This is a genomic window from Streptomyces sp. NPDC002328 (genome assembly GCF_042890065.1).
GTDB lineage: Bacteria > Actinomycetota > Actinomycetes > Streptomycetales > Streptomycetaceae > Streptomyces.
The window spans coordinates 1-25929 of record NZ_JBIARQ010000020.1 but is presented as its reverse complement, the minus strand read 5'-3'; the positions used below and the strand labels follow the sequence as shown (position 1 = coordinate 25929).

Genomic DNA, 25929 nt, shown 5'->3' with positions numbered 1-25929 from the left:
GCCCCGCGCGACGGGAGCTTTGGCACACCGTAACGGCTGATGGGCGGTTTGTGGATGTGTCGCGCGGGATGCGGGCGGCCGGGGCTCCGGACGCCGTGGGCCGGGCCGTCGGCCAAAAGGACTTACCGTGCCGTCGGCCGAGACGACCGTGCTGTCGGCCAAAAGGTCACTCGCCGTACACTCCCGGGGTGACCGTCACCGCAACTTCCGTAGGCCGACCGGACCAAGTGGAGCCCGCGACCGCGTCGCCGTTCCGCGCCCGGCTCCTGCGCCTCGTCCCGGCCCTCGTAGCGGCGCTCTCCGGCGTCCTGCTCTACGTCAGCTTCCCGCCCCGCACCCTGTGGTGGCTGGCCCTGCCGGCCTTCGCCGGCTTCGGCTGGGCGGTGCGCGGACGCGCCTGGAAGACGGCCCTCGGTCTCGGGTACCTCTTCGGCCTGGGCTTCCTGCTGCCGCTGCTGGTGTGGACGGGCGTCGAGGTCGGCCCCGGTCCCTGGCTCGCCCTGGTGGTCATCGAGGCGGTCTTCGTCGCCCTGGTCGGCGTCGGGATCGCGGCCGTGTCGAAGCTTCCCGCCTGGCCGGTGTGGGCGGCGGCCCTGTGGATCGCCGGCGAGGCGGCACGCGCGCGTGTGCCCTTCCGGGGCTTCCCCTGGGGCAAGATCGCGTTCGGTCAGGCGGACGGCGTCTTCCTCCCGCTCGCCGCGGTCGGCGGCACCCCCGTGCTCGGCTTCGCCGTCGTCCTGTGCGGCTTCGGCCTCTACGAGGCGGTCCGCGTGGGCCTGGACTGGCGTCGTACCCGTGAGGTACGGCGGTCCGCGGCCGCCGTGGCCCTGCTCAGCCTCGCGGTGCCGGTCATGGCGGCGGTGGCCGCCCGCCCGCTGGTCAGCGACAAGGCGGAGGACGGTACCGCCACGGTCGCGCTCATCCAGGGCAACGTCCCCCGCCTCGGCCTGGAGTTCAACGCCCAGCGCCGGGCCGTCCTCGACTACCACGCGCGCGAGACGGAGCGGCTGGCCGCCGAGGTCAAGGCCGGCAAGACGCCGAAGCCTGACTTCGTGCTGTGGCCCGAGAACTCCTCCGACATCGACCCCTTCGCCAACGCGGACGCCGCCGCCGTCATCGAGCGCGCGGCCGACGCCATCGGCGTGCCCATCTCGGTCGGCGGGGTCGTCGAACGCGACGGCAAGCTCTACAACGAGCAGATCCTCTGGGACCCGGTGAAGGGCCCCACCCAGACGTACGACAAGCGGCAGATCCAGCCGTTCGGCGAGTACCTGCCGCTGCGCTCGCTCATCGGGGCGATCAACAGCGACTGGACCTCGATGGTCCGCCAGGACTTCAGCCGGGGCACCGAGCCGGGCGTGTTCGACATGGGCGAGGCCAAGGTGGGCCTGGTCACCTGCTACGAGGCCGCCTTCGACTGGGCCGTGCGCTCCGAGGTCGCCGACGGCGCCCAGCTGATCTCGGTCCCCAGCAACAACGCCACCTTCGACCGCAGTGAGATGACCTACCAGCAGCTCGCCATGTCGCGCGTGCGCGCGGTCGAGCACAGCCGTACCGTCACCGTGCCGGTGACCAGCGGCGTCAGCGCGATCATCATGCCGGACGGCACGATCACCCAGAAGACCGGCATGTTCGTGCCCGACTCCCTGGTGCAGAAGGTGCCGCTGCGCTCCTCGGAGACGCCGGCGACGCGGCTGGGCATCCTCCCGGAGATCGCCCTGGTGCTCGTCGCCGCGGGCGGCCTGGGCTGGGCGATCGCCGCGGGAGTGCGCGGGCGGCGCGCCGGTGGCGTGTAGCCGTACGCCGGTCGCCCGCTCCCCGGAGCCGTCCGGCGGGGCGGGACCTGGCCGTTAGGGTCGGGCCATGGCTACTCCTGACTTCATCCGTACGCTCCGGGCGTCCGCCGGGAACCAACTGCTGTGGCTGCCCGGCGTCACCGCCATCGTCTTCGACGACGAGGGCCGTGTGCTGCTCGGACGCCGCTCCGACACCCTCAAGTGGTCGGTGATCGGCGGCATCCCCGACCCCGGGGAGCAGCCGGCGGTCTGCGCCGTGCGGGAGGTCCAGGAGGAGACCGCGGTGGACTGCGTCGTCGAACGCGTCGTCCTCGTCCAGGCGCTGGAGCCGGTCAGGTACGCCAACGGCGACGTCTGCCAGTACATGGACATCACGTTCCGCTGCCGGGCGGTGGGCGGCGAGGCCCGGGTCAACGACGACGAGTCGCTGGAGGTGGGCTGGTTCGCGGTGGACGCCCTGCCGGAGCTGAACCAGTTCGCCCTGCTGCGGATCAAGCAGGCCATGTCGGACGCACCTACATGGTTCGACACCATGCCCTTCGAGTGAAGTGTGGCTGCTGACCACATGGGACGACGGAGGGGCGCTGCCTAAGGTCGGGACATGACCGCTCGCAGCGCCCCACCCGCCCCCCACGCGACCCCGCTCGACCTCGGCGGTCGCACCGCCCTCGTCACCGGCGCCGCCAGCGGCATCGGCCGCGCCTGCGCCCTGCGGCTGGCCGCCGCCGGGGCCAAGGTACGGGCCGTCGACCGGGACGCCGACGGCCTGGAGTCCCTCACCGAGAGCGCCCTCGGCCTCCCCGGCGCCGTCGATCCGCACGTTCTGGACCTCACCGACCTCGACGCCGCCGAAGTCGCCGCCGCCGCCGGAACAGACGTCCTGGTCAACAACGCCGGACTCCAACTGGTGCGCCCGCTGGAGGAGTTCCCGCCCGACGTCTTCCACACCGTCCTCACGGTCATGCTGGAAGCGCCGTTCCGCCTCATCCGCGGCGCGCTGCCCCACATGTACGGGCAGGGATGGGGGCGCATCGTCAACGTCTCCTCCGTCCACGGACTGCGGGCCTCCGCCTACAAGTCGGCCTACGTCGCCGCCAAGCACGGGCTGGAGGGCCTGTCCAAGACCGCCGCCCTCGAAGGCGCGCCCCACGGCGTCACCTCCAACTGCGTGAACCCCGCCTACGTACGCACCCCGCTGGTGGAGAAGCAGCTCGCCGACCAGGCCCGCACCCACGGCCTGCCCGAGGAACGCGTGCTGGCCGACGTGCTCCTGCGGGACAGCGCCGTCAAACGGCTCATCGAACCGGAGGAGGTCGCCGAGGCCGTCGCCTACCTGTGCGGACCGCAGGCCTCCTTCGTGACCGGCGCGTCCCTCGTCCTCGACGGCGGCTGGACCGCGCACTGAGCGAGCCCGACGCGAGCGGAACCTCGAGTTATCCACAGGCCTGACGGGCCGGCCCGCCGATGAGCAATCCTGTGCACATGTCCCGCGATCACGTGGAGCCGATCGAGCGCTCCGTCACCGATGCCGAGCCGGCCCCCGGCGCTCCCGAGAGCGCCGAGGCGCCGTTCCTCGAGCTGCTCGCCCGCGGCGCCGCCGCCGAGGCCTACGAGCGGCCGGTGCTCCTCGCGCGCGCCGAGGGACGGCCGGCCGAGCGGATCGCGGCGCTCGAACACGCCAAGCCGCTCGCCCTGCGGGTACGCGCCGAGCTGGAGGGCCGCCGCCGACGGGAGGCCGAGTTGTCTGCGCTGTTCGAGACCGCCCACGACCTGGCCGGTCTGCGCGACGTCGACGCCGTCCTCCAGGCGATCGTGCAGCGGGCCCGCTCACTGCTGGGCACGGACGTCGCCTACCTCAGCCTGAACGACCCGGCCAGGGGCGACACCTACATGCGGGTCACCGAGGGCTCGGTCGCCGCCCGCTTCCAGCAACTGCGCCTCGGCATGGGCGAGGGACTCGGCGGCCTCGTCGCCCAGACCGCCCGCCCCTACGTCACCGACGACTACTTCCGCGACGAACGCTTCCGGCACACCACGAGCATCGACGCCGGCGTACGCGACGAAGGCCTGGTCGCCATCCTCGGCGTGCCGCTGACCCTGGGCGCGAACGTCATCGGGGTGCTGTTCGCCGCCGACCGGCGCGCGCGGGTCTTCGAACGGGAACAGATCGCCCTGCTCGGCTCCTTCGCCGCGCTCGCCGCGGCGGCCATCGACACCGCCAACCTGCTCACGGAGACCCGCTCGGCCCTGGCCGGCCTGGAGCGGGCCAACGAGATCATCCAGGACCGCAGCGCGGTCATCGAGCGCGCCTCGGACGTCCACGACCGGCTCGCCGAACTCGTCCTGCGCGGCGGCGGGGTCCACGACGTGGCCGCAGCGGTCTCCCAAGTCCTCGACGGCGCGGTCGAGTTTACCGAGACCGCGCCCGCCACGGCCGTGGAGGCGTCCCGCGCGGAAGGACACGCCGTACGGCACGAGGAGGACTGGATCGCGGCCGTCGCCGCCGGCGGCGAACTGCTCGGCGCGCTCGTCCTGCGCGGACACCCCGGCCTCGACCCCGTCGACCAGCGCACCCTGGAGCGCGCCGCGATGGTCACCTCGCTGCTGCTGCTCGCCCGGCGCTCCGCCGCCGAGGCCGAACAGCGCGTCCGCGGCGAACTGCTGGACGACCTCCTCGACGCCCGCGACCGCGACCCCCGCCTGCTGCGCGACCGCGCCGCCCGGCTGCACGCCGACCTCGACGCCGGTCATGTCGTCCTCGCCGCCCGCTTGGACGCCGCGGCGGCCGACGCCGACGAGGAGGCGGAGGCCCGCCGCCGCCTGTGGTCGGCCGCCTCCCACCTCGCCGCCACACGTCAGGGCCTGGCCGCCGCCCGCGACGGGGGCACCGTCCTGCTGCTGCCCCTGGAACCCGGCGACACCGCCACCGACCTGGCCCGCCGCACCGCCCGGCACCTCGGCACCGCCGTCCATGAAGCGGTCACCGTCGGCGCCTCCGCACCCGTCCGCGACCTCACGGCCCACCCGGACTCGGTCGTCGCCGGCTACGCGGAGAGCCGCCGCTGCCTGGAGGCCCTCCATCTGCTGGGCCGCTCCGGAGACGGGGCCGCCGCCGAGGACTTCGGCTTCCTCGGCCTGCTGCTCGCCGGCGACCGCGATGTGACGGGCTTCGTCGACCGCACCATCGGCCAGGTGGTCGCCTACGACGAACGGCGCGGCACCGACCTCGTCCGCACCCTCGACGCCTACTTCGCCTGCGGCATGAGCCCGGCCCGCACCAAGGACGAACTTCACGTCCACGTCAACACGGTGGCCCAGCGCCTCGAACGCGTCGGCCGCCTCCTGGGCGACGACTGGCAGAGCCCGGCCCGCACCCTGGAGATACAACTGGCCCTCAGACTCCACACGTTGGCGTCCCCAACGCGCCGCTGAGCCCCGTACGCGGGTGGGCGTACAGGGCTCGGCGGATGAGGCCGGACCAGCGGCGACTGCATCGACGGCGAGGAAGCCGACGCCCCGACGATCTGACGCCCCCCACGACCAGGCACCCAGGCACCCCGGCGCTCCGGCGTCCCGCCCCGATCAGACGACGCGAACGTCCGCCGTACGGGCCGCCTCGCTCTCCCCGACCCCGTCGGAGGGGCCGACGTCGGACAGGTCGCGGTGGCGGGTCTCCTTGGCCGCGCCCACGGCGACCACCGTCAGCAGGACCGCCGCGATCACGTACAGGGCGATCGGGGTGGAGCTGTCGTAGTCGGCCAGCAGCGCGGTGGCGATGAGCGGCGCCGGCGCGCCGGCGGCGACCGAGGCGAACTGGGCGCCGATGGAAGCGCCGGAGTAGCGCATCCGGGTCGCGAACATCTCGGAGAAGAAGGCGGCCTGGGGCGCGTACATCGCCCCGTGCAGCACCAGGCCCACGGTGACCGCGAGGACGAGGTTGCCGAAGCCGCCCGTGTCGATGAGCGAGAAGAAGGGGAACATCCACAGCCCGACGCCCACCGCGCCCAGCAGATACACGGGACGCCTGCCGATCCGGTCGGACAGCGCGCCCCAGGCCGGGATCACCGCGAAGTGCACGGCGGAGGCGATGAGCACGGCGTTGAGGGCGGTCTGCTTGGAGACGCCGGCCGAGGTGGTCGCGTAGACGAGGATGAAGGCGGTGATGACGTAGTACGAGATGTTCTCCGCCATGCGCGCCCCCATGGCCACCAGCACATCACGCCAGTGGTGGCGCAGCACCGACACCAGCGGCAGCTTCTCGGCGTCGGCCTCCTGCGTGGCCTTCCGGGCCTCGGCCTGCGCCAACGCCTGCCGGAAGACGGGCGATTCGTCGACAGACAGACGAATCCACAAGCCGACGATCACCAGCACACCGGAGAGCAGGAACGGGATCCGCCAGCCCCAGCTGACGAAGGCGGCGTCCGACAGCACGGCGGTGAGCAGGGACAGCACGCCGGTCGCGAGCAACTGCCCCGCCGGCGCCCCGGTCTGCGGCCAGGAGGCCCAGAACCCGCGCCGCCGCGCGTCCCCGTGCTCCGACACCAGCAGCACGGCCCCGCCCCACTCACCGCCGAGCGCGAACCCCTGCACCAGCCGCAGCAGGGTCAGCAGCACCGGCGCGGCGGTCCCGACGGTCGCGTGCGTCGGCAGCAGCCCGATGGCGAAGGTCGCCCCGCCCATCAGCAGCAGGCTCAGCACCAGCAGCTTCTTGCGCCCGAGCCGGTCCCCGTAGTGCCCGAACACCAACGCCCCGAGCGGCCGCGCCGCGAACCCGACGGCGTACGTCAGAAAGGAGAGCAGCGTACCGACGAGCGGATCGGAGTCCGGAAAGAACAGCTTGTTGAACACGAGAGCGGCGGCGGACCCGTAGAGAAAGAAGTCGTACCACTCGATGGTGGTCCCGATGAGGCTCGCGGTGACGATGCGTTTGAGGCTGGCGGGGGATGGGGGAGCGGTCGCGGGGGAGGACATCGGCACCACTTCCTGACGGTCGGCGGGGACGTTTGCGTGTCGCCACACCGTAGGAATCCGCAGGTCAGTGGCACATGTGGTGGGACACCATAGTTCTGCGCGCAGAGGTGCGTGCGGACACTATGAGGGCATCACGAAAGCCGCTACCAAGGCCGCCATCGACCCCACGAAGGCGCTGTCCGAGTTGCACTGTTCGGCATGATTTCATGGCCGGGTGCTGACTCCCGTGCTGACTTCGTGCTGACTAAAAGCCCACGTCATCACCCGTTCTCACCCCACCCGTGCTGACTTGGTGCTGACTACGCTGCGTCAGAATCCGGCTCATGGGGCAGATCGGGCGTGCGTCGGTCGGTGGTCGCCGCCGCTGTGGTGACCCTGCATCGCCGAACTCAAAGCGACCCGCCAGTGAAGATGCGCACCTGCCTGTGTGCCTTCTCATCGCTCGCGACACGTGAGCGAGGGGCCCTCCCGCTCAGCAGATTCTTCGTCTGCTGGTGGTACACGGCTCGGATGTAGCTTGACCAGCGAAAACAGCTCCGATGGCCACAGCTGCGGAAGGCTGGTCCGGGTATGGTCCGGATCTTGGTTAGAAGTGTTCGTGGTGATGAGCGGTGCTCGCATGTTGCGCTCGTACGACGATGACGGCCTCGGCACTGCTTCGAGAGGCGACGACGGGCCGCAGAAGACTGTCCTGACCGGGCTGCACCAAGGCTGGATCCGGCGCTGGCGGAGGCCAGTGGCGGTTTGTTCGGCCCGGCCCTACAACCGTGGCACTGTCCTGGGAGGACCGCGACGACACCGCGTTGAGAATTCGTCCCGTGGGGGGCTCGGTTGGCCGAGGCGTCGCGGCGGCGGGTTGATCAGTGCCTACCAGCGCCTCCCGACCCTGGGACGCCCCCGGGTCATGGTCGCAGAACTGCGGCGGCGACCAGGCGCGGGCTTGGTGTGTCGGCCGGTGAACTGCTTTCCGTTGTCGGTCAGCACCTCCGAGGGCACCCCATAGCGACGCATGGCCAGGGCAAAGGCCTCGCAGACCGCCCGGCCACTGGGCACGGCCACAACCTGGGCGATCACGACGAAGCGGGAGTGATCGTCGATGCCGGTGACCATCTTGCCTTCGTGTCCGTCAGCGAGCATGACACCACCGACGAGGTCGAGCTGCCACAGGTGCATCGGTGCTTCACGCTGCCAGCGACGGTACTTGCGCTTGGGGCTGGTGGAAAACTCCGTCGCCGCGGGTCAGCGGCTGGCCAGAAGATCGCTCCGGAACGCACACCCGCTGATTCGGAAACGCTCAGCTGATCGCTGCACGCTGGCAGCCGCCGCGCACAGCAGCGCGGACAGCGGGTAACGGCGGCCGCGCCGGTCGCGCGGATCGGGCAGCAGGTTCACGAAGCCGCGCAGACGGACCGCGTCGATGGCCGGCGCCGCGGAACCGGCCTGGGCCAAGCACTCCAACGCCGCGGGCATAGGGGATGATGCAGAGGCAGGTACGGACTCGCTCGGTGATCAACGGATTCGACACCCACGTGATCATCGGGGCCATGCCTGCACCGCTTCCCGGCCCCGCCACGGGACATGACGTCACGTCACACGCGAACCGGACCAATCTCGATCACGCAAAGACCCTGGTCCGACACCGCCCCGACCTCGGCCGACTCCGAGCCGAACCAGAGGGTGATTGCCTCGGATCGGTTCCGAGTGGCTCCGGTCGAATTGGGGTCGAATCAGAGCGATTTCCTCTGACTGCGTTCGGCTGCCTCTGCAACGCGACCTCTAGCAGGTCACAACCGATCTGGTCCACGAAGACGCCGGCCAGAAGGTTGCGTCAGGAAAACCCGGCGTACAGCCCGGCTCATCTGCCGCTCTTTATCTCCGCAGTTCAGAGGCCATGCCCGCGAACTGTCGCCCCTGTCCACCGTCCACGCGGCAGATCCGGGCATTCCGGGCGTCAGATGCGATCCGACGCCGGTCTGTAGTGGACATTCAGGCGGGGGATGCATTCGGAAGTACATGTCGAGGTGTCCCCTTGTTGACCCGCAGCAGGCGTCGGGCAACACGCCTCGTCTCTCCCGGGGCTGGTGCGAGCTCGGTGAGGGTCGCGCCGCGCTGCTCGCCATGGTGGAGACGGTGTTCCAGCCGGCCTGATTGCATCCCCGTGATCGGGACGCCTTGGGGGACGGCACCCCAGCAAAGGCGAGGCCCTGGCCCGGAGGTGGCGCCCCCTCCGGGCCAGGGCCCCTGCCGGCGGCGGATCCGCCGGGTGCGCAGCCGGTTCAGCAGGCTCGCTCGGGCTCCTTGTGCTGCACCTGCGGGGCCTTCTGGAGGCGGGTGCCTTCTACGTCGAGGTCGGGCAGGACGCGGTCGAGCCAGGCGGGAAGCCACCAGGCATGCCGTCCGGCGAGGGCGAGGACCGCCGGGACGAGGGTCAGGCGGACGGCGAAGGCGTCGATGGCGACGCCGACGGCGAGTGCGAAGGCGATGGGCTTGATCAGGGCGTCGTCGAGCGGGAAGAACCCGGCGAAGACGGTGAACATGATCAGGGCGGCCGCGGTGACGACCCGGACGCTGTGCCGCGCGCCGTCGGTCACCGACCTGCGGGCCACGCCGGTGTGGACCCACTCCTCCCGCATCCCGGAGACGAGGAACACCTCGTAGTCCATGGCGAGTCCGAAGAGCACGCCGATCAGGATGATCGGCAGGAAGCTGACGACGGGACCGGTGTTGGCGAGGCCGAGGCTGTCCGCCAGCCAGCCCCACTGGAACAGGGCGACGACCAGGCCGAGCGAGGCCGCCACCGACAACAGGAAACCGACGGCGGCTTTGAGCGGGACGACCAGCGAGCGGAACACCATGGTCAGCAGGATCAGGCTCAGGCCGACGACGATCGCCATGAACGGCAGCAGGGAGTCGCTGAGGCGGTTGGAGACATCGATGTTGACGGCGGTGGTGCCGGTGACCGCGACCGTCGCTCCGGTCGTTCCGCGGATGTCCGGGGCGGCGGCACGGATGTCGCGGACCAGCCGGTCGGTGCGGGCACTGTCGGGACCGGTCTCCGGGATGACCTGGATGACGGTCTGCGCGGCATCGCGTGTGGGCACGGGGGGCAGGACCGCCTTGACCCCCTTGACGTCCCGCAACTTCCGCGCGGCCTGAGCACCCGCGTGCGCCCCCGGCCCCTTGTCGGTCTCGGTCAGCACCAGGAGCGGGCCGTTGAAGCCGGGGCCGAACTTGTCGTCGACCGTGTCGTACGCCTTGCGTTCGGTGGAGGTGACCGGGGCCGAGCCGTTGTCCGGCAGGGCAAGGCGCAGGTCCGCCGCAGGGAGCGCCAGGGCGACGAGGACGCCGGCGACAGCCAGGACGGTGAGCACGGGCTTGGCGACGACGGTCCTCACCCAGCGGGCGCCCAGGGTCGCCCTGGCGGCGGATCCGTCAGGATCGGTGGCCCGCCGGGCCTCCTTGCTGCCGGGCTTCGGGGTCAACCGGGTGCCGGCGAATCCGGCGAGGGCCGGGAGCAGGGTGATCGCGGCCAGGACCGCGACGAGGACGGCTCCGGCGGCACCGAGACCCATCACGGTCAGGAACGGGATGCCGATGACACTGAGTGCGGCCAGGGCGATGATCACGGTGCTGCCGGCGAAGACGACCGCGCTGCCGGCCGTGCCGTTGGCCAGCGCGATGGACTCCTGTGGGTCGGTTCCGCGGGCGAGCTGCTGGCGGTGGCGGGTCAGGATGAACAGGATGTAGTCGATGCCCACGGCCAGCCCCAGCATCAGCGCGAGCGTGACGGCGGTGGAGGAGATGCTGACGGCCGGAGTGAGGGCGAGCAGCCCGGCGAGTCCCACGGCCACGCCGAGCAGAGCGGGCAGCAGCGACATGCCCGCGGCGAGCAGGGAGCCGAAGGTGACGACGAGGACGAGCACGGCAACGGCGACACCGATGATCTCGGACGGGCCTATGTGCACGCCGTTGCTGCCGTAGGCACTGCCTCCCACCGAGGCCCTGAGCCCGCTCTTCTCGGCCGCATCGGCCGCCCGTTCGATCACGTCCAGGGACGAAGGGCGTACCTCGGCCCGCTGCACCGAGTACTGCACCTGCACGATCACCGTGCTCCGGTCGGCGGAGACAGCCCCTGACAGGCCCGGGCCTATGACGGCTTTGACCTGGGGCGCCTTCGTGACCGCCGCCTCGGTTTCGGCGATGGCCGCCTTGTAGGGGGCCTCGGTGATGTGGTGGCCCTCGGGTGCGGTGAAGACGATCTGGGCGTCCGCTCCAGAGGCTTCGGGCAGCGTCTTGCCGAGCGTGTCCAGCGCGCGCTGCGACTCGGTGCCCGGCACGGTGAAGCGGTCGTCGAGCTTGCCGCCGAAGACGCCGACGCACGCGATGAGCGCGGCCAGGACCACGAGCCAGATGCCGAGCACCAGCTTGCGGTGGCGGTAGGTACTGCGGCCCAGCCGGTGGAGCAGGACTGCCATGGCGAACTCCCAAGGTCGGTCAGGTATATCCCGGACGTCTCGGCGCGGACGCGGGACGAACGGCGGAGCGGGTCGGCCCGCGCCGTCGAGCGGCCACGGGCATGAGGCATGCCGGTGCCGTAGGCGGCATCCGAGCTGCTTCGAGCATCGACTTTATCACCTGCTCAAGTCGCACGACAAAATCACTCAACTTGAACTTACGACATTGTCGGTCGACCATGTCATCTGTATGGTGATGGCCACCGGAGCACACCGCCCCCGGGAAGAGCCAGGTCATGGGCCTGCGCCGCTCTCCTCGCGGAGCACGTCCGCAGCGCCGGGACCACCCCAGGACAAGGAGTGATCATGAGCAGCACGCAGAACAGGGGCATCGCCACGGCGCACCACGCCCGCAGGGCGGATGTGGTGGTGATCGGTGCGGGGCTGGCCGGTCTGACCGCGGCACGGGAGCTCGCCGCGGCGGGCAAGTCGGTCGCCGTGCTGGAGGCCCGTGACCGGGTCGGCGGCCGGCTGCTCAACCACGACCTCGGCGACGGTCAAGTGACCGAGATCGGCGGGCAGTTCGTGGGTCCGACCCAGGACCACATCCTGGCGCTGGCCAAGGAGGTCGGCGTGGCCACCTACCAGGCCGCCGTCCCCGGCGAGACCGTCTACGTGCACGACGGCAAGGCCAAGCGGTTCACGGGGCACACCCCGCCGGACCTGCTCGCTCTGCCGGACATGGGTATCGCCCTGGCCCGTGTCGGCCAGGCCGCGGCCAAGGTGGACCCGGCCGCCCCGTGGAAGGCCCCGAACGCCCGTGAGCTGGACGCCATGACCTACGAGACCTGGCTGCGCAAGGCCGAGATCACCGGCGACGCCGTCGACATGATCAGCCTCTTCCTGAACTCCGCCTACGGCGGCGAGGCACGCGACGCCTCCGCCCTGTTCAGCCTCTGGTACGTCTCGACGTTCGGCAACGAGACCAACCCCGGCACCATGGAGCGCGGCACCGGCACCACCGGAGGCGCCCAGGACAGCCGCTTCGTCGGCGGTTCACAGCTCGTCGCCCAGCGCCTCGCCGAGGAACTCGACGGCCGGGTCCACCTGTCGGCGCCGGTGCGACGCGTCAGCCAGGACTCCACCGGTGTCACCGTGGTCTCCGACGCCGGTGACTGGCGGGCCGAGCGAGTGATCGTCGCCGTACCGCCGCTGGTGGCCTCGCGGATCGTGTGGGACCCGCTGCTGCCGGCCCAGCAGGACCAGCTCTTCCAGCGGCTGCCGTTCGGCACCCTCATGAAGTGTGTCGCCGTCTACGACAAGCCGTTCTGGCGGGAGGACGGGCTCTCCGGCATGGGCCTGCTGCGCGGCGGCTCCCCCATCCGCGAGATGTTCGACAACACCCCGCCCGACGGCGGACCGGGCGTCCTGATGGGCTTCCTCGGCGGCAGGGAATGGCGCAAGTGGGCCCACCGCCCGGCCGCCGAGCGCCGAGGCGCCGTCCTGCGCTGCTTCGCCCAGGTCGTCGGGGACCGTGCCTTCGACACCGTCGACTACGTAGAGCAGGACTGGACCGCCGAGCAGTGGACCCAGGGTGGCCCCACCTCCGTCGCCGCCCCCGGCGTGCTCACCGACTTCGGCCAGTGGATGAGCCGCCCCCACGGCCGCGTGCACTGGGCGGGCGCCGAGTTCTCCCCCTACTGGAACGGCTACATGGACGGCGCGGTCCGCTCCGGCCGCCACACCGCCACCGAACTCCTCCACCAGAGCTGAGCGCAAGAAGTACCGACAAGCAAGGGAACCCTGCCATGAACCGTTTCGTCGTCGCCGAGACCGCCGTCATCGACGCCCCCCTCGGGCGGGTCTGGGACGTCATCTCCCGCACCGACCGGTACGCCGAGTGGGTCGCCGGAGCCATCGAGGTCACTGACCACCACGGCGTCGCCACCATCGGCAAGACCTACTCCGAGCGCAACCGCACCCTCGGCCCGCTCAAGACCGACTCGGTCTGGACCGTCGTGGAGATCGTGCCCCTGCAGCGCCGCGTCGACACCGGCGTCGGATTCGCCCCACTCCAGGACGTCACCAACATCTTCGAGTTCCGCCCGGTCCAGAGCGCCGACGGCCGGGAGGCGACGGAGATGCTCTACCAGGTCGAGTACACCATCGGTCTCGGCCCGCTGGGCTTGCTCCTCGACTCCGTACAGCAGTCCTCGATGCGCGCCGGCATGCGCACCTCGATGGACAACCTCAGCACCCTGCTCCGTTCCGAGGCGTCGAGGACCGCTCCCTGACAGGCGGCGAATGCTCCTGGGCCGGCGGCCAGCCGGACGGGTGGGCCGACCGCCGGCCCAGGAGCGGCCCTCACCATGTATCGCTGATTTGTCGAGCGACCTGTTCGACAGACTGAGTCGGATAGGATCGCTTCATGGCTCATGTATCCGCGGCGGAGCGCCGCCCGCAACTGATCAAGGCGGCAATCGTCCTCATGGCCCGGGAGGGCGTCGCCGCCGGCAGCACCCGCGCCATCGCCGCCGAGCTCGGCGTGGCACAGGCGACCGTGCACTACACCTTCGGCACGAAGGAGGAGCTGTACCGGGCCGTCATGGAACAGCTCACGCGCGACCTCACCGACCAGGTGACACGGGCCGCGCCCACGGACGCGAGCTTCGAGGGAACCATCGTCACGCTCGCCGAAGCACTCTGGCGTACCGTGCTCGAACAGCCCGCCTCGCACCAGCTGCTCACCGAGCTGAGCATGTTCGCCCTGCGTACGCCACACCTGAAGGAGGCTCTTCAGAGCCACCACGGCGAGGTCCTGGCGGTGACGACGAAGCTGGTCGAGCAGGCCGCCGAACGCACCGGTCACCGGCTCGGCCAGCCCGCTGAGACGATCGCGAGGTTCTTCCTGGCCGGCTTCGACGGACTGACGATGCAGCACCTCTCCCTGCCGGACGAGGAAGCCGAGCACGTCTGCCTGCGGTCCTTGGTCTCGGCCGTCCTGGCCATGGCCTGAGGTCGCTCGGCGATCACGACGCCACACCGCGGCCTCCGTCCCCAGCGGGGCGATCACGGCCGGCGCGGTGGCCGGGGCGGGGAGCCGCGGTCGCATGGATGGGCGGCCGAACGCAGGGAGCAGGCCGCTTTGAGGTTTCGATCAACGTCCGATTCTCATGGCCGAGGCAGCCGCAGCAGTTCTGGCCTGTCCCAGTGAACAGGTGCCGGGTCTCCCCCTGCCCGTGGGAATCCGCCTCTGGGACGGCAGCACGGCCGGTTCCGAGGAACGGGCCGGCCTTCGTCCTGCGCGACCCTGACACCCTGCGGCGTCTGTGGCCGGAGATCTCGAAGTGCCCCTCGCTCGTCTACTCCTGTGCTTACTGGCAGGGCGAGAAGTCCTCCGGCTCCGGCGGCACTGCGGAGCAGGCCCAGGAGGCCGAACTCGACCTGGTCTGCCGCAAGCTCGCCCTGCGCGAGGGCAGCGGCTGCTGGACGTGGGCTGCGGCTGGAGGTTCGCTGGCCATGCACGCGGCCAACCAGGTGCTGGCGATCAGGACCGACGGTGACGGCCGGTCCGGCATGCCGTTGCGCAGGGACTCCCTGGGGACCCGGCCCCGGCGCTCGCCTGACGCGGTGTCGGTCCGCATCCAGAAGGCCGCCGCGATCCGTGTGGGCCGGACCGTCTTCGCCTACGAGCCGCTCATCGGCCCGCAGTTCCTCACGGTCGAGCACGGCTTCGCCCACCTGAAGAACTGGCGGGTCCTCGGCAAGGTCCGCACCGACCCGAAGTGGGCGACCGCCCTGGTCAGGGCCCTGCCGGTCCTAACGAACCGCGAAGTCTCCCGCTGACCGACGATCTACACCGAAGTCATCCGCCCGCGACCAGCCCGAGCCCCGCGCACACCAGACCCGTGACCTGCAACTTCACGACACACACTGCCCATTGAGCAACCAGGTCAGCTACGCCACATTCGAACTGGCGGCGCCCCTCACTGAGGCAGCCGCCCGCGCACCAAAGCCGGCCCAAGGGCTCGGCCGGCAAGTTGGTGCGCTCCGCGCAGTCGGCCAGGTTCTTGTGCGCGGCATCTGCCTACCCAGACGCTGATCAACGCCTGCCGCACCACGAGGTGCCCTGAAAAAGTTTCTCCGGCTCGAGGCAACCCTTTGCGGGGCCTGTGACAACAAGGGAATGGATCCGGCCAGTTCCGGTGCCCGGATCCGTCTTTCCCCCGTGCACGGCTTTCCAAGGAGAACGCCTCCCCATGAACAACCCCACGAACGGCGGGCGCCGCGGGCGTCACCGCCGCCGCTGGACCGCCACCGGTCTGCTGCTCGGCGTGCCCGCCGTCCTCGTGCCGTACCTCCTCTACGCACAGGAGGACTCGCAGGCCGCGACGGTCGACGGCACTGCCTATTACCGGTTGGTCTCGGTGCGCAGCGGCAAGGTGCTGGACGTCAACGGTTTCTCCACCGCCGACGGCACCCGTATCCAGCAGTGGACCGACCAGAACACCGCCAACCAGCAGTGGAAGCTGAGGCCCATCGGGGACGGCTACTACGAGTTGGTGAACCGCAACAGCGGCAAAGTGCTCGGCATAGCAGGCAATTCCACCGCTCGGACGGCCGCCGCCGAGCAGCAGACCGACAGCTCCTCCACCTCCCAGGAGTGGAAGATCGACGAGGTGAGCGGTTCCGACGCCGTCACCCTCACCTCCCGCAGGAGCGGCCAGGTCCTGGACGTCTCCGGGGGCTCCACGGCCCAGGGCGCGGCGGTCATCCAGTATCCGGGCACGGGCGGCACCAACCAGCAGTGGAAGCTGGTGCAGGTGGCCGAGACCCAGGCGTCCGGGGCCGGCGGGGAGCAGACGACGGCCGCGGCCGGGCCGTATGTGTGGAAGAACGCTCAGGTGGTGGGCGGCGGTTACGTCACCGGGCTGGTGTTCAACCAGAAGGAGAAGGGCCTGCTGTACGCGCGCACCGACATGGGTGGCGCCTACCGCTGGGACACCGGGGCCGAGCAGTGGATCCCGCTGACCGACTGGATCGGCGAGAAGGACTGGAACCTCCTGGGCATCGACTCACTGGCCACCGACCCCACCGACCCCAAGCGGCTCTACCTCGGCGCGGGCACCTACACCAACGACTGGGCCGGCAACGGCGCGATCCTGCGCTCCACCGACCAGGGCCGCACCTTCCAGCGCACCGAGCTGCCCTTCAAGCTGGGCGCCAACGAGCCCGGCCGCGGCGCGGGCGAGCGTCTGGTGATCGACCCCGCGAACCACGGCACCCTGCTGCTGGGGACCCGCAAGAACGGCCTGTGGCGCAGCACCGACTACGGCGCGAACTGGAAGCAGGTCTCCTCGTTCCCCGTCAAGGACGGGGCGGGCAGCGGCGCAGGCATCTCCTTCGTGACGTACGGCCCGGCCGGCAGCAACACGGTCTACGTCGGCGTCAACGACAAGTCCACGCCTTTGTACCGTTCGACCGATGGCGGCAGCAGCTGGCAGGCCGTTTCCGGGCAGCCCACCGGCCAGATGCCGCAGCACGGTGTGGTCTCCGGTGACGGGTCGCTGTACCTGTCCTACAGCAACAGCATCGGCCCCATGGACGCGACGGCGGGCTCGGTGTGGAAGTACACCCCGAACACCGGGGCGTGGAAGAACATCTCCCCCTCGCAGGGTGGTTACGGGTTCTCCGGTCTGGCCGTCGACCCGCAGAAGCCCTCCACGGTGATGGTCACCACCCTCGACCGCTGGTGGCCCGAGGACGAGATCTACCGCACCACCGACGGCGGTACGACCTGGAAGGCGCTGGCGGACAAGTCGGTGCGGGACGCCTCCGGCGCGCCGTACGTCGGCGACCACACCGGGCACTGGATGACCGCCCTGGCCATCGACCCCTTCAACTCCGGGCACGTGCTGTACGGCACCGGCAACGGCATCTGGCGCAGCAAGGACGCGAACGCCTCCGACAGCGGCGGCACCAGCCACTGGAGTGCGGGCGCCCGAGGGCTGGAGGAGACCGCGCTGATGGACGCGATCGCCCCTCCGGGCGGCGCCACCGTCATCACCGCCATGGGCGACCAGGGAGGCTTCCGCCACGACTCCCTGACCAAGGTGCCCTCTGGGCGGCTGAATAACCCGCTGATGGGCAACAGCACCGACATCGACTTCGCCCAGTCCAACCCCTCGGTGATGGTCCGCGTCGGCCATGGCGGGGCGCAGGCCGGCGCCTACTCCACCGACGGCGGCAGCACCTGGACCGGCTTCAAGGCGGAGCCGGTGGCCGGCGCCCAGGACGGCCGCATCGCGCTCGCCGCGGACGGTTCCACCATCGTCTGGACCCAGGCCGGTCAGGCCCCCTACCGCTCGACCGACAACGGAGCGAGCTGGTCGAGGGTCAGCGGCCTGGGCACCGACGCCGTGGTCGTCGCCGACCGCTCCACAGCCAAGACCCTCTACTCCCTGTCCGGCGGCAAGCTCTACGCCAGCACCGACGGCGGCGCGACCTTCACCGCCCGCGCCACGGGCCTGCCCTCCGGCCGGCTCACCGCAGTCCCCGGCATCGCCGGAGACCTGTGGATCGCCGGCAGTGGCAAGGGACTGCTGCACTCCACCGACGGCGGCCGCACCTTCACCACGCTCAGCACGGTGCAGTCCGCCTCCGCCCTCGGCTTCGGCAAGGCCAAGGCGGGCACCGACTACCAGGCCCTGTACCTGATCGGCACCGTCAAGGACGTCACCGGAGTCTTCCGCTCCACCGACAAGGGCGCCAGCTGGCTCCGCGTCAACGACGACGCCCACCAGTGGGGCTCCATCGGCGGCGTCGGCGTCATCACCGGCGACCCCGACACCTACGGCCGCGTCTACATCGGCACCAACGGACGCGGTCTCCAGTACGGCGACCCGTCCTGACCCAGGCACCCAGGCAGGGGGCGCAGGCCGGTGCGCATGCAGCCCCTGCACCGTGCTGAGGGACCTCACGCAGACATGGGCCGCCACTTCGCTTCACCGATAAGTCGTGAACGATGCAGACCCGGCGCGCCACAGCCGGCCATCTGCGCGCGGCAAACCCTCGGCCCTCGGCCGCAGCTGCGGCCGAGGGCCGAGGGTTTGCCGTGGGCGAAGGGCATAGTCCTTCCCGTGGTACGGCCCTTGGGCGGCCAGGAGTGCCAAGGGCGGCGCCGCCCTGACGACGGCGGCGCAGGGGACGGCGGCCGCACAGACGCTGCCTCCGTACTCGATCATCAGCCGTCAGCTGAAGCCCGTGTCGGCGACGGTCGGCCGACCCGGAGCAGTACGGCCGGAGACCTGGCTTCCACCGGGAGGAGCAACGCTGTCGTGTGCCCCCGCCCTGCCCGACATCGCGGCCTACCTCGCCGATGCCCTCGATTGCGCGGGGCATGGCATTTTCCTGGCGGCGTGGGCTCGTTGCTGTGTGGACTATGCGAGGGCTACTGCGAGCGCGGAGTGGGGTGCGCGGCCCAGCAGTCGGCGCAGGTCACCGCCGGTGCGGGACAAGAACCCGGCCGCGATGGCGGAGTAGGTGCCCACCAGCATCGGCACCTGGAAGGGCTCGGCGCCGGACGCGGCAATTCGGGTGCGGGCCTGGGCGAGAGTCTCCGGCTCGTAGGTGACGTGCGGGCCGTGCGCGCGGGCCAGATCGGCGCCGCCGATGGACTGCTCACCGACGAGTTCGTAGATGCGCCCCGCATGAGCGGGTGCCTCTACCGTCACACGTGCCGCGGCGTCGGCCAGGTCCGCGCGTGCCACGGCGGCCAGGCGGCCCTCGCCGAGCGGGGCAGTGATCCGCCCGTCGGCCGACGGTGCCGCGAGCCAGGCCAGCAACTCCGCGTACAGGCCATTGCGCAGGATCGTCCAGTCCATGGTGCTGGCCTGGAGCCGACGCTCGGTCCAGCGGTGCGGCAGGGCGTAGGGGAAGTGATCGCCGTCGGTGGTCAGGCTCGTATAGACGACATGCCTCACGCCGGCCTTCTCCGCGGCGTCGATGGCGGCGCCGTGCCGGGCTATGACGATGTCGTCCTCGCCGTAGCCCGCGGAGATCAGCAGCAGCACATCCACACCCTCGAAGCCCCCGGCGAGGGTGCCGGGCTCGTCGAAGTCGATGCGGCGGACCGGCAGCGGGGCGTTGAGTTGCTGAGGGTCACGTGTTCCAAGGACGGTGTCGGCGCGGTCGGCCAGCCGTTCGGAGATCAGCGTGCCCAGGGCGCCGGCGGCGCCAGTAATCAGGATCATCAGGGTCTTCCCGTTCCGGTAGGTTCTCTTGGGTAACCGGGATCATCCTGCGGTTTTGCGCCAGGGATCGTAAGGAGGCACTTCCATGTCAGTGGGGCACACAGGGGTAACCACCGAGCCCGTCGTCAGTTGCGGCGACGAGCACGAGGACTGCGGGATCCGCGAGGTACTCGACCGGATCGGGGACAAATGGTCGGTGCTGGTCGTCGTCGAACTGGCCCAGGGCGTCCGCCGATTCCGACAGCTACAGCGCGCTGTCCCCGGTATTTCGCAGCGGATGCTGACACTCACTGTGCGCCGGTTGGAACGCGACGGCCTGGTCACCCGGACCGTGCACCCCACGGTGCCCCCGCAGGTCGAGTACGAGCTCACGGCGATGGGCCACAGCCTTACACATCTGGTCAAATCCCTCGCGGACTGGTCGGCAGAGCACCGCGACGCCATCGCGAAAGCACGTCAAGAATGGGATGCCGAACATCCCGACTCCGGAATCCGCTGAACAAGCGGGCTCCAGCACCTTGCCGACTACGACGCATGCTGCCGCGGACGGCCATGCTGCCGCGGACGGCCGAGACGGCCCCCGAGTGCTCGTTCAAACGATCTGCGTAGTGCTGCCGAGTCCAGCCGTTGGCCTGCCGGTGGTCATGGGACCGATGAGGCGCAGGGCGTCCCGGCCCTTGTCGGGCACGTTGGCAGCGGAGACGGATGGGCACGCTCGTACTCCTCGTGCCAGGCAGTCATAGCGAAGACCAGCGCTGTGGCCGCTATCAGCAGTTGGACCGCTCCCGCGTAGGGGTGAGCCGAGCGCAGGAAGACGACGGCGACCACGAGCACGCCCAGCGTGAACCCGCCGAGCCAGAGGACCGGGACCCAGTCCATCGTGGGCGTCCCGATTCGCTCGTCCGCGCGGTCCGATCCACGGATGCCGAGCATCAGCCAGAGCAGGATGGCGGCCGGGATTTCGATGAGCAGCACGATCAGACTGATGCAGCCGCCTGCGAACCCGTCGCCTCGGGACACTGAAGACTCGCCAGGCCCGCCATCGGTCGTCGGTAAGCGCGGTACCTGCGGACTCGGCTCGAAGCTCATGGTCACACGCTCGTAGGTCATGCTGTGCGCTGCACCGCGGTTCACCGGGTCGCAACCGACTCGTGTCTGAGCTGAACACCTGCTGCTGTTTCCTCAGCCCTGTACAGCAGAGCCTTCGATGAGCCTAGTAGTTCCTTCGTCTGCTGGTGGAACAGCGCTTGCGAGCCCCTGCACTGCGGTAATGGTGTAAGAGGGGGCCTTTCTGGCTCGGTTGGTCCGCGTACGGTGCGGATCTTTCCTGTCCCGTGGCTTCGTGAGCGCGGGCCCGGCTCGGCGAGGGCCGGTCGACGTCGGTGACTCCGGTGAAGTCGGCGTGTGCTCAGTAGCTGAGTGGTCCCACCGAGATGTAGCGCTCGATGGTGCCGTCGTCCGACTCGTACGATTCCGCGTCGGCCTGGTCGAGGTTCACCTCGACGCCCATGGGCTCCAGCGTTTGACGGATACGCTGCCGGAAGGGCTCGCTGAGATAGTTGTGGTGCAGGTCCAGCTTCTTGAGGTGGGTCAGCGGCTGGCCGTCGAGGAGGGCGGTGGCGCCCTCGTCGCTCAGGGTGCCCATGGACAGGTCCAGCACCTCGAGCCGACCGAGCACCGGGGCGGACGCCACGGCGGCGGCGACCTCATCCTGGATCTCGCTGTTGCGCAGGGCCAGGTGCCGCAGCCGGGGCAACCGGGCACCGGAGAGGATCGGCTCCAGGTCGGCCGCCGCGTAGTCGGCACCGTCGTCCGCGCGTCCCAGCCACAGTTCGAGGTGCTCCAGCGCGGGCAGTTCGCTCTCCCCGACACCGCGTACGACGTCACCCGGCAGACCACTGCTTTCCACGGTCAGTCTGCGTAGCGTGTCGTGCCGCAGGGTGGGGAACCTCAGTTTCAGGGGTTCCCCCATGGTGACGCCCTCTCCCGCGCGCACGTGGAGTTCCTCCAGTGCCGGGAAGCCGGCCAGCAGCGGTGTGACGTCGGTCTGGCTGATCCGGGAGAGCTTGCACTCCATGTCCGTGATGTCCCCGAGGAATATCGACCGCAGGGCGGGCAGCCGGTCCCGCACGGCCAGCAGTGCTTCGACGACCTCGGACGGATCGGTGTCCTCCGGGTCCTCCCAGATGCCGACGATCAGAGCACGGACCCGCGTGATGTCGACGTCGGCGCGGAAACGGGCGAAGGCATCCACCCACAGCTCTTCAACCTTCCACCTCTCGTGGCCGATCCGCCAGGCCACGGCGTCCGGATCAGGCAGCCCTGCCGTCGCGCCGGGCTCGGGAAACGTGAAGGCGGGCAGACCGTACAGCTCCTCAAGGTGCTCGTCCTGGGTTCTCATGCGCGCTGCTCCTGCCTTACGACGTGTCAGAGGGGTGATGCGTGCATCGGTTCTACCAGTGGCGACTGACAACGCGCCGGTGAGCGAGCCGGCGACCGGTGTCCTCGGTTCCCCGCGGCGGCGATACCTGAGTGCCGCCGCCCCGTCGACCACGGCCCTTCGCCCAGCAGGCATGTCAAACCCGAGCGGCCGCGGCCCAGTTGGGTGCGCGGCCCGTGAACACGCCACGCGGTCCAACGGCACGGCCTCGGCGGGGACTTCGACCTCCGGGGCCGCCGAAGGGAATGCCCGCTCCGCAGCACTCCGGCAGGCCGACCGGTTGGTGCGCGGGCGAGGCTGTCGACCGCGCGGCCGTATGTCAGGCCCGGGCCGCCGAACTCCAACCGTCGAGCCGGTTGTCGTCCTGGAGGTTGCGGTCGACGTCGAAATGCCCACCCACTACTCGACGGACCCGCCCTTCGGGATGCGCTGCGGGTAGGGACATGCGAGGAGTTCCCGGACCTTCAGATCCCCCGGCGTCGGTAAGATCAGCGCTCTCATGGGGGGTGCCATGCGGACATCGGGGCTGGGCGGCGAGGGGCAGAAGTACGCGCTGACCTCGGATGAGGACGACAGCGATTTCTGGGGCTTCGCTCACGAGGCAGAGGGGTTGTTCACGCCCCTGCCGGGTGAGGAGGGCGCGCGCCGAGTGCACCTCGCGGGTTGCCTCCCACAGGGTGGCCTACGGAGGTGCGTTGACCACGTCGGCAGTCGTCGTGCTGTGGCGGGGAACGCCTGGTTCGAGCTCCTCGACGGTGACGGTGCCACCATGGGGTCCTACTTCGTCAACGAGGTCACCGTCATCGACGTCAAGCCCTCCGCCAGCGGTGACGGTCTCGTCGACCTCACGGTGACGCTCTGGTGCGAGAACGCCCTGCCGGGAGCTGAACGACCGTGGGAGCTGGTCCGCGCCGGGCGCCTGAACCACACCGGAATGTGGCACGAGCTCGCGCCCGAGGACCGACACGCGTGGCTGTCGGTGACCCTGTGGTCCCGGGAGTACCAGCGCCGGGGGAAGCCCGATGCGCCTTCAGGTCAGGTGTTCACCTTGGACGGCCGACATGTCGTCGACCGGGACACCTTCTACTGCGCGATCGGTGAGGCCATCAACGGACCCGGTGGATACGTCGGCTGGAACCTGGACGCTCTGGACGACTGTCTGAGAGGCGGCTGGGGCGCGACCACTCCGTTCACCTTGCTCTGGGACTTCTCGGGCGAGGCTCGGACGCGGTTGGCGGAGCGCGTGCACGTCGGCGATCGCGAGCTCGTGCTGTTCGACCTGCTCCTGGAGATCTTCGAGGAACGAGGTGTGAGCGTCATCCTTCGGTGAGGCGAGAGCCTGTGAACAAACCCCGTACGCCAGAGATCTGCCTCTGCCGACGGCAGAACACCGGCCCGACCGGGCTCGACGATCACTACAGTCCAGGCTCATGACGACAGTCACAACGCGCGCGATCCAATACGCGGCCGACGGCCTGACGATGATCGGGCACCTCGCGCTCCCGGCCGGCGGCGACCGCCGGCCCGCGGTCCTGGTCGGGCCCGAGGGGGTGGGGCTCAGCGACGTCGAGCGCCGCCGGGCCGATGCGCTCGCCGAGCTGGGATACGTGGCGCTGGCCTTCGACCTCCACGGCGGCCGCTACTTGGGCGACCCTGAGGAGATGTTGGCGCATTGCATGCCTCTGCTCGCCGACCCCGACCGGATGCGAGGCATCGGCCACGCGGCGCTCGACGTGCTCCGCGCCGAGCCGCGGACCGACCCGGACCGGATCGCCGCCGTAGGCTACGGCACCGGGGGCGCGATCGCGCTGGAACTCGGGCGCGACGGCGTCGACCTGCGCGCCATCGCGACAGTCAACGGACTGACCACGGGCCGACCGGGCGAGACGGCGCGCATTCACTGCCCGGTGTGGGCCGGGGTCGGGTCGGAAGACCCGATCATGCCGCCCGCGCAACGGGACGCGTTCACCGCCGAGATGCAGGCTGCGGGCGTCGACTGGCGCCTCGTGGTCTACGGCGGCGCCTTGCACGCCTTCCATCACCCACCGGTCGACCACATCGTGCTTCCCGGGGTCGGATACCACCCTCAGCACGCGCAGCGAGCTTGGCGGGACGTCGTCGACCTGCTCGCCGAGTGCCTGCCCATGACGGAGTGATCCGGGCGGACTGGGGTGCGTTCACAGGCCCTTGCCGTGTCGTTCAATGTCCGGCCGCCGGCGGTGGCTCAGTCGAGCCAGATCAGCACCGCGTGACCGGTGGATGCGGCACCCTGGAAGAACTCTGTCAGGGGAGTGAACAGGTCGCGGGCCCACTCCAGTGAGGTGGGCGAGTCCCAGATTCGGGGGTAGATCTCGGCCTCGGCGAGTTCGGAGGGATCGACACCCCGGATGAGCTGGTCATACGTCGTCTGGTGCAGGGTGTCAGCGGCCAGCCGGACCCGATCCGGAGTGAGGTATCGCGGCGGTCCGTAGCCCCAGTCGTCGCCAGCGAGGGGCTCCTCGCCGTGGACGATGTCGACCGGGAAGGCGGAGCGTCGCAGGAGGAAGCCGAGCAGATCCCATGTCTGGTGCGTGGTGAAGTGCCACGCCTCGTTCGGAGCTGGCTGGTGCTCCTCCTGCGCGTCCTGAATCTCCGCAGCGAGGTCCAGGGCCCATTCGGGATCCTTGAGGGCCCGGTCCAGTTCCGCAGGTATGAGGCGCAGATACTCCCCGTTCATGCTCATGGGCCGCAGCATACGGAGCAGATCTGACAGCGGGGCTGGGCCCCGGGCCGCCGGTTACTTTGTGCGTCGGGGCTTGGTGCCCTTCTTCGTCCGGCTCGGCCGCCAGGCCGCCGGGAGTCGCCAGGCCCGGATCACCAGTCCTCCTTTTCCTCGCCCCGGCGGCTTGCTGGTGGACCCGGCAGATCGTGGAATCGACCGACACCTCCCACACGAGGTGCCCGGCAGCATCGGCCTTGACTTGCAACTTCTTCAAGACTCTGGCCCAAGTGCCGTCGATCTGCCAGCGACGGAAGAGTGTGTATGCGGTCTCCCACGGACCGTACCGCTCGGGTATGTGCCGCCATGGCGAGCCCGTGCGAGCACACCACCAGATCCCGTCGAAGACCTGCCGCCGATCCCGTGGCGGTCGCCCCATTGTCGGTATCGGCGGCAACAGCCGCTCCAGCCGCACCCACTGTTCGCCCGTCAGATCGCCGCGAGTCATTTCAAGATCGTTTCAGATCTTGATCAACACCTTGGCACGCGTTCTAGCCCTGCGTCGGGTTGCTGTCCAGCTTGCGCCGTTCCCGGCGGTTGGGATGACGGATGACTACTCCCGCCATGCCACCCGACCCAGTGAGCCGGATCAGCGGAGTTCCCGGGAGCCGGTCGGGAGTGGTCTCGTCCGTCAGGCCGCCGACGCCGGGATCCATGCCGCTGGTGTCTGCGGCCCAGCCGTCGGGGATGACAATCGTGACACCGGACGTTTCCCCGTACGCCTCCACTGCGACCTCCGTGAGGCGGCACTCAACCCGGGTGAAGTCAACCTTCACACCCCCCACGCCTCCGCGAGCGATCACGTGCCCGGGAACCTCCCAACGCCCGGGGCCTCGAGACGCGCCGTACATGCCGCCCTTGAGTACCAGCGGCGGCTGGCTCACAGAGGGATTCAGCCTCGGCAAGTCGGCGGTCAGGACGTCCAACTCGGCGTGAGTCTTGGACTTCAGAGCCTGCTCCAGGCGCGAATCAAGCTCGTCGAGATCGATTCGCCCCTCGGCTGCCGCATCGCGCAGCTGCTCCACCACTGCTTCACGGTCGTCGTGAGAGGCGCGGAGCTCTCCTAATCGAGCAGGACGCGGAGAGGACTCCGGAGGCTGAGCAGTCATGGCCACAAGAATAAACAGCCATCGGACCGAGAGGACTGCGCATTTCAACCACTGCCTAGAAGGCTCATGAAGATCTTGGGGTTCTGGCCCTGCCGCGTCAGCGGCAGGGCCAGACTCGTCATGTGGCGATGGGTGAGTGGGTCGGCGAG

Annotated in this window: 20 protein-coding genes and 3 pseudogenes; 12 read left to right on the top strand and 11 right to left on the bottom strand. The window is 70.0% G+C overall.

The window, feature by feature from the left end; translation table 11 throughout:
• Nucleotides 1–188 precede the first annotated feature (188 nt).
• From lnt to ACFYX4_RS34210, 4 genes are all read left to right on the top strand, one after another.
• Entirely contained in the window at nt 189–1796 is a 1608-nt protein-coding gene (lnt, locus tag ACFYX4_RS34225; protein WP_389341786.1) for an apolipoprotein N-acyltransferase, read from the top strand.
• A gap of 67 nt (nt 1797–1863) precedes the next feature.
• A complete protein-coding gene (locus ACFYX4_RS34220) occupies nt 1864–2343 on the top strand; it encodes an NUDIX domain-containing protein (RefSeq protein WP_389341783.1) in 480 nt (159 codons plus the stop codon).
• 54 nt (nt 2344–2397) lie between these two features.
• Nucleotides 2398–3201 carry a 3-hydroxybutyrate dehydrogenase gene (locus ACFYX4_RS34215; RefSeq protein ID WP_389341779.1) on the top strand — a complete coding sequence of 268 codons (804 nt, stop codon included), beginning with the start codon at nt 2398–2400 and terminating at the stop codon, nt 3199–3201.
• A 77-nt stretch (nt 3202–3278) separates the two neighbouring features.
• Complete coding sequence (locus ACFYX4_RS34210) at nt 3279–5228, top strand: helix-turn-helix domain-containing protein (RefSeq protein ID WP_389341776.1); 1950 nt, start codon at nt 3279–3281, stop codon at nt 5226–5228.
• A 150-nt stretch (nt 5229–5378) separates the two neighbouring features.
• Here the strand turns inward: ACFYX4_RS34210 and ACFYX4_RS34205 are convergent, their stop codons facing one another.
• The 4 genes and pseudogenes from ACFYX4_RS34205 to ACFYX4_RS34190 all read right to left on the bottom strand — a co-directional run bounded on the left by ACFYX4_RS34205 (nt 5379) and on the right by ACFYX4_RS34190 (nt 11242).
• Nucleotides 5379–6767: an MFS transporter gene (locus ACFYX4_RS34205; RefSeq protein WP_389341773.1), complete on the bottom strand. Its 1389-nt coding sequence runs from the start codon at nt 6765–6767 to the stop codon at nt 5379–5381.
• A gap of 930 nt (nt 6768–7697) precedes the next feature.
• Nucleotides 7698–7967: pseudogene (locus ACFYX4_RS34200) on the bottom strand (DDE-type integrase/transposase/recombinase); the annotation flags it as partial.
• A gap of 39 nt (nt 7968–8006) precedes the next feature.
• Nucleotides 8007–8216: a hypothetical protein gene (locus ACFYX4_RS34195; RefSeq protein WP_389341770.1), complete on the bottom strand. Its 210-nt coding sequence runs from the start codon at nt 8214–8216 to the stop codon at nt 8007–8009.
• A gap of 827 nt (nt 8217–9043) precedes the next feature.
• Nucleotides 9044–11242, bottom strand: a complete 2199-nt coding sequence (locus tag ACFYX4_RS34190; RefSeq protein WP_389341767.1) for an MMPL family transporter — start codon at nt 11240–11242, stop codon at nt 9044–9046.
• 345 nt (nt 11243–11587) lie between these two features.
• Here ACFYX4_RS34190 and ACFYX4_RS34185 point away from each other — a divergent pair, with 345 nt between their 5' ends.
• The 5 genes and pseudogenes from ACFYX4_RS34185 to ACFYX4_RS34165 all read left to right on the top strand — a co-directional run bounded on the left by ACFYX4_RS34185 (nt 11588) and on the right by ACFYX4_RS34165 (nt 18132).
• Nucleotides 11588–12994 (top strand): flavin monoamine oxidase family protein, encoded by a 1407-nt coding sequence (locus tag ACFYX4_RS34185; RefSeq protein WP_389341764.1) that lies wholly within the window; start codon nt 11588–11590, stop codon nt 12992–12994.
• Between the two features lie 35 nt (nt 12995–13029).
• Complete coding sequence (locus ACFYX4_RS34180) at nt 13030–13515, top strand: SRPBCC family protein (RefSeq protein ID WP_389341761.1); 486 nt, start codon at nt 13030–13032, stop codon at nt 13513–13515.
• A 134-nt stretch (nt 13516–13649) separates the two neighbouring features.
• The gene (locus tag ACFYX4_RS34175; RefSeq protein WP_389341758.1) at nt 13650–14237 is read left to right on the top strand and encodes a TetR/AcrR family transcriptional regulator; all 588 of its coding nucleotides are present in this window, start codon (nt 13650–13652) and stop codon (nt 14235–14237) included.
• A gap of 704 nt (nt 14238–14941) precedes the next feature.
• Nucleotides 14942–15067, top strand: a pseudogene (locus ACFYX4_RS34170) (IS5/IS1182 family transposase); the annotation flags it as partial.
• 413 nt (nt 15068–15480) lie between these two features.
• A complete protein-coding gene (locus ACFYX4_RS34165; protein WP_389341755.1) occupies nt 15481–18132 on the top strand; it encodes an RICIN domain-containing protein in 2652 nt (883 codons plus the stop codon).
• A 528-nt stretch (nt 18133–18660) separates the two neighbouring features.
• Here ACFYX4_RS34165 and ACFYX4_RS34160 read toward each other — a convergent pair.
• Nucleotides 18661–19473 (bottom strand): NAD(P)H-binding protein, encoded by an 813-nt coding sequence (locus tag ACFYX4_RS34160; protein WP_389341752.1) that lies wholly within the window; start codon nt 19471–19473, stop codon nt 18661–18663.
• 85 nt (nt 19474–19558) lie between these two features.
• On the opposite strand from ACFYX4_RS34160, the gene ACFYX4_RS34155 reads away from it, so the two are divergent.
• The gene (locus ACFYX4_RS34155) at nt 19559–19972 is read left to right on the top strand and encodes a winged helix-turn-helix transcriptional regulator (protein WP_389341749.1); all 414 of its coding nucleotides are present in this window, start codon (nt 19559–19561) and stop codon (nt 19970–19972) included.
• Between the two features lie 143 nt (nt 19973–20115).
• Here ACFYX4_RS34155 and ACFYX4_RS34150 read toward each other — a convergent pair whose 3' ends face one another.
• The 3 genes from ACFYX4_RS34150 to ACFYX4_RS34140 form a co-directional block, all read right to left on the bottom strand.
• On the bottom strand, nt 20116–20448 hold the full coding sequence (locus ACFYX4_RS34150; RefSeq protein WP_389341746.1) for a DUF6234 family protein: 333 nt from the start codon (nt 20446–20448) through the stop codon (nt 20116–20118).
• A 433-nt stretch (nt 20449–20881) separates the two neighbouring features.
• Nucleotides 20882–21874 (bottom strand): STM4015 family protein, encoded by a 993-nt coding sequence (locus tag ACFYX4_RS34145; RefSeq protein WP_389341743.1) that lies wholly within the window; start codon nt 21872–21874, stop codon nt 20882–20884.
• 358 nt (nt 21875–22232) lie between these two features.
• A complete protein-coding gene (locus ACFYX4_RS34140; RefSeq protein ID WP_389341740.1) occupies nt 22233–22358 on the bottom strand; it encodes a hypothetical protein in 126 nt (41 codons plus the stop codon).
• Nucleotides 22359–22682: 324 nt separating this feature from the next.
• Here ACFYX4_RS34140 and ACFYX4_RS34135 point away from each other — a divergent pair, with 324 nt between their 5' ends.
• Together ACFYX4_RS34135 and ACFYX4_RS34130 are read left to right on the top strand one after the other, a co-directional pair.
• Nucleotides 22683–23243: a barstar family protein gene (locus tag ACFYX4_RS34135; protein ID WP_389341737.1), complete on the top strand. Its 561-nt coding sequence runs from the start codon at nt 22683–22685 to the stop codon at nt 23241–23243.
• 100 nt (nt 23244–23343) lie between these two features.
• On the top strand, nt 23344–24069 hold the full coding sequence (locus ACFYX4_RS34130) for a dienelactone hydrolase family protein (protein ID WP_389341734.1): 726 nt from the start codon (nt 23344–23346) through the stop codon (nt 24067–24069).
• Nucleotides 24070–24137: 68 nt separating this feature from the next.
• Here the strand turns inward: ACFYX4_RS34130 and ACFYX4_RS34125 are convergent, their stop codons facing one another.
• From ACFYX4_RS34125 to ACFYX4_RS34115, 3 genes and pseudogenes are all read right to left on the bottom strand, one after another.
• Nucleotides 24138–24635, bottom strand: a complete 498-nt coding sequence (locus ACFYX4_RS34125) for a YfbM family protein (RefSeq protein ID WP_389341731.1) — start codon at nt 24633–24635, stop codon at nt 24138–24140.
• 145 nt (nt 24636–24780) lie between these two features.
• Nucleotides 24781–25119 (bottom strand): annotated as a pseudogene (locus tag ACFYX4_RS34120) (IS5 family transposase); the annotation flags it as partial.
• 43 nt (nt 25120–25162) lie between these two features.
• Nucleotides 25163–25780, bottom strand: coding sequence for a DUF1707 domain-containing protein (locus ACFYX4_RS34115; protein ID WP_389341728.1), 618 nt, complete (start codon nt 25778–25780; stop codon nt 25163–25165).
• Nucleotides 25781–25929 lie beyond the last annotated feature (149 nt).

Excerpts from the sequence above, each read along its gene's own strand:
- ACFYX4_RS34205 (WP_389341773.1), bottom strand. The coding sequence starts at position 6,767 with ATGTCCTCCCCCGCGACCGCTCCCCCATCCCCCGCCAGCCTCAAACGC.
- ACFYX4_RS34180 (WP_389341761.1), top strand. The coding sequence starts at position 13,030 with ATGAACCGTTTCGTCGTCGCCGAGACCGCCGTCATCGACGCCCCCCTC.
- ACFYX4_RS34190 (WP_389341767.1), bottom strand. The coding sequence starts at position 11,242 with ATGGCAGTCCTGCTCCACCGGCTGGGCCGCAGTACCTACCGCCACCGC.
- ACFYX4_RS34215 (WP_389341779.1), top strand. The coding sequence starts at position 2,398 with ATGACCGCTCGCAGCGCCCCACCCGCCCCCCACGCGACCCCGCTCGAC.
- ACFYX4_RS34210 (WP_389341776.1), top strand. The coding sequence starts at position 3,279 with ATGTCCCGCGATCACGTGGAGCCGATCGAGCGCTCCGTCACCGATGCC.
- ACFYX4_RS34165 (WP_389341755.1), top strand. The coding sequence starts at position 15,481 with ATGAACAACCCCACGAACGGCGGGCGCCGCGGGCGTCACCGCCGCCGC.
- ACFYX4_RS34220 (WP_389341783.1), top strand. The coding sequence starts at position 1,864 with ATGGCTACTCCTGACTTCATCCGTACGCTCCGGGCGTCCGCCGGGAAC.
- ACFYX4_RS34140 (WP_389341740.1), bottom strand. The coding sequence starts at position 22,358 with ATGTCCCTACCCGCAGCGCATCCCGAAGGGCGGGTCCGTCGAGTAGTG.
- ACFYX4_RS34145 (WP_389341743.1), bottom strand. The coding sequence starts at position 21,874 with ATGAGAACCCAGGACGAGCACCTTGAGGAGCTGTACGGTCTGCCCGCC.
- ACFYX4_RS34115 (WP_389341728.1), bottom strand. The coding sequence starts at position 25,780 with ATGACTGCTCAGCCTCCGGAGTCCTCTCCGCGTCCTGCTCGATTAGGA.
- ACFYX4_RS34130 (WP_389341734.1), top strand. The coding sequence starts at position 23,344 with ATGACGACAGTCACAACGCGCGCGATCCAATACGCGGCCGACGGCCTG.
- ACFYX4_RS34160 (WP_389341752.1), bottom strand. The coding sequence starts at position 19,473 with ATGATCCTGATTACTGGCGCCGCCGGCGCCCTGGGCACGCTGATCTCC.
- ACFYX4_RS34125 (WP_389341731.1), bottom strand. The coding sequence starts at position 24,635 with ATGAGCATGAACGGGGAGTATCTGCGCCTCATACCTGCGGAACTGGAC.
- ACFYX4_RS34175 (WP_389341758.1), top strand. The coding sequence starts at position 13,650 with ATGGCTCATGTATCCGCGGCGGAGCGCCGCCCGCAACTGATCAAGGCG.
- ACFYX4_RS34135 (WP_389341737.1), top strand. The coding sequence starts at position 22,683 with ATGGGGTCCTACTTCGTCAACGAGGTCACCGTCATCGACGTCAAGCCC.
- ACFYX4_RS34185 (WP_389341764.1), top strand. The coding sequence starts at position 11,588 with ATGAGCAGCACGCAGAACAGGGGCATCGCCACGGCGCACCACGCCCGC.
- ACFYX4_RS34155 (WP_389341749.1), top strand. The coding sequence starts at position 19,559 with ATGTCAGTGGGGCACACAGGGGTAACCACCGAGCCCGTCGTCAGTTGC.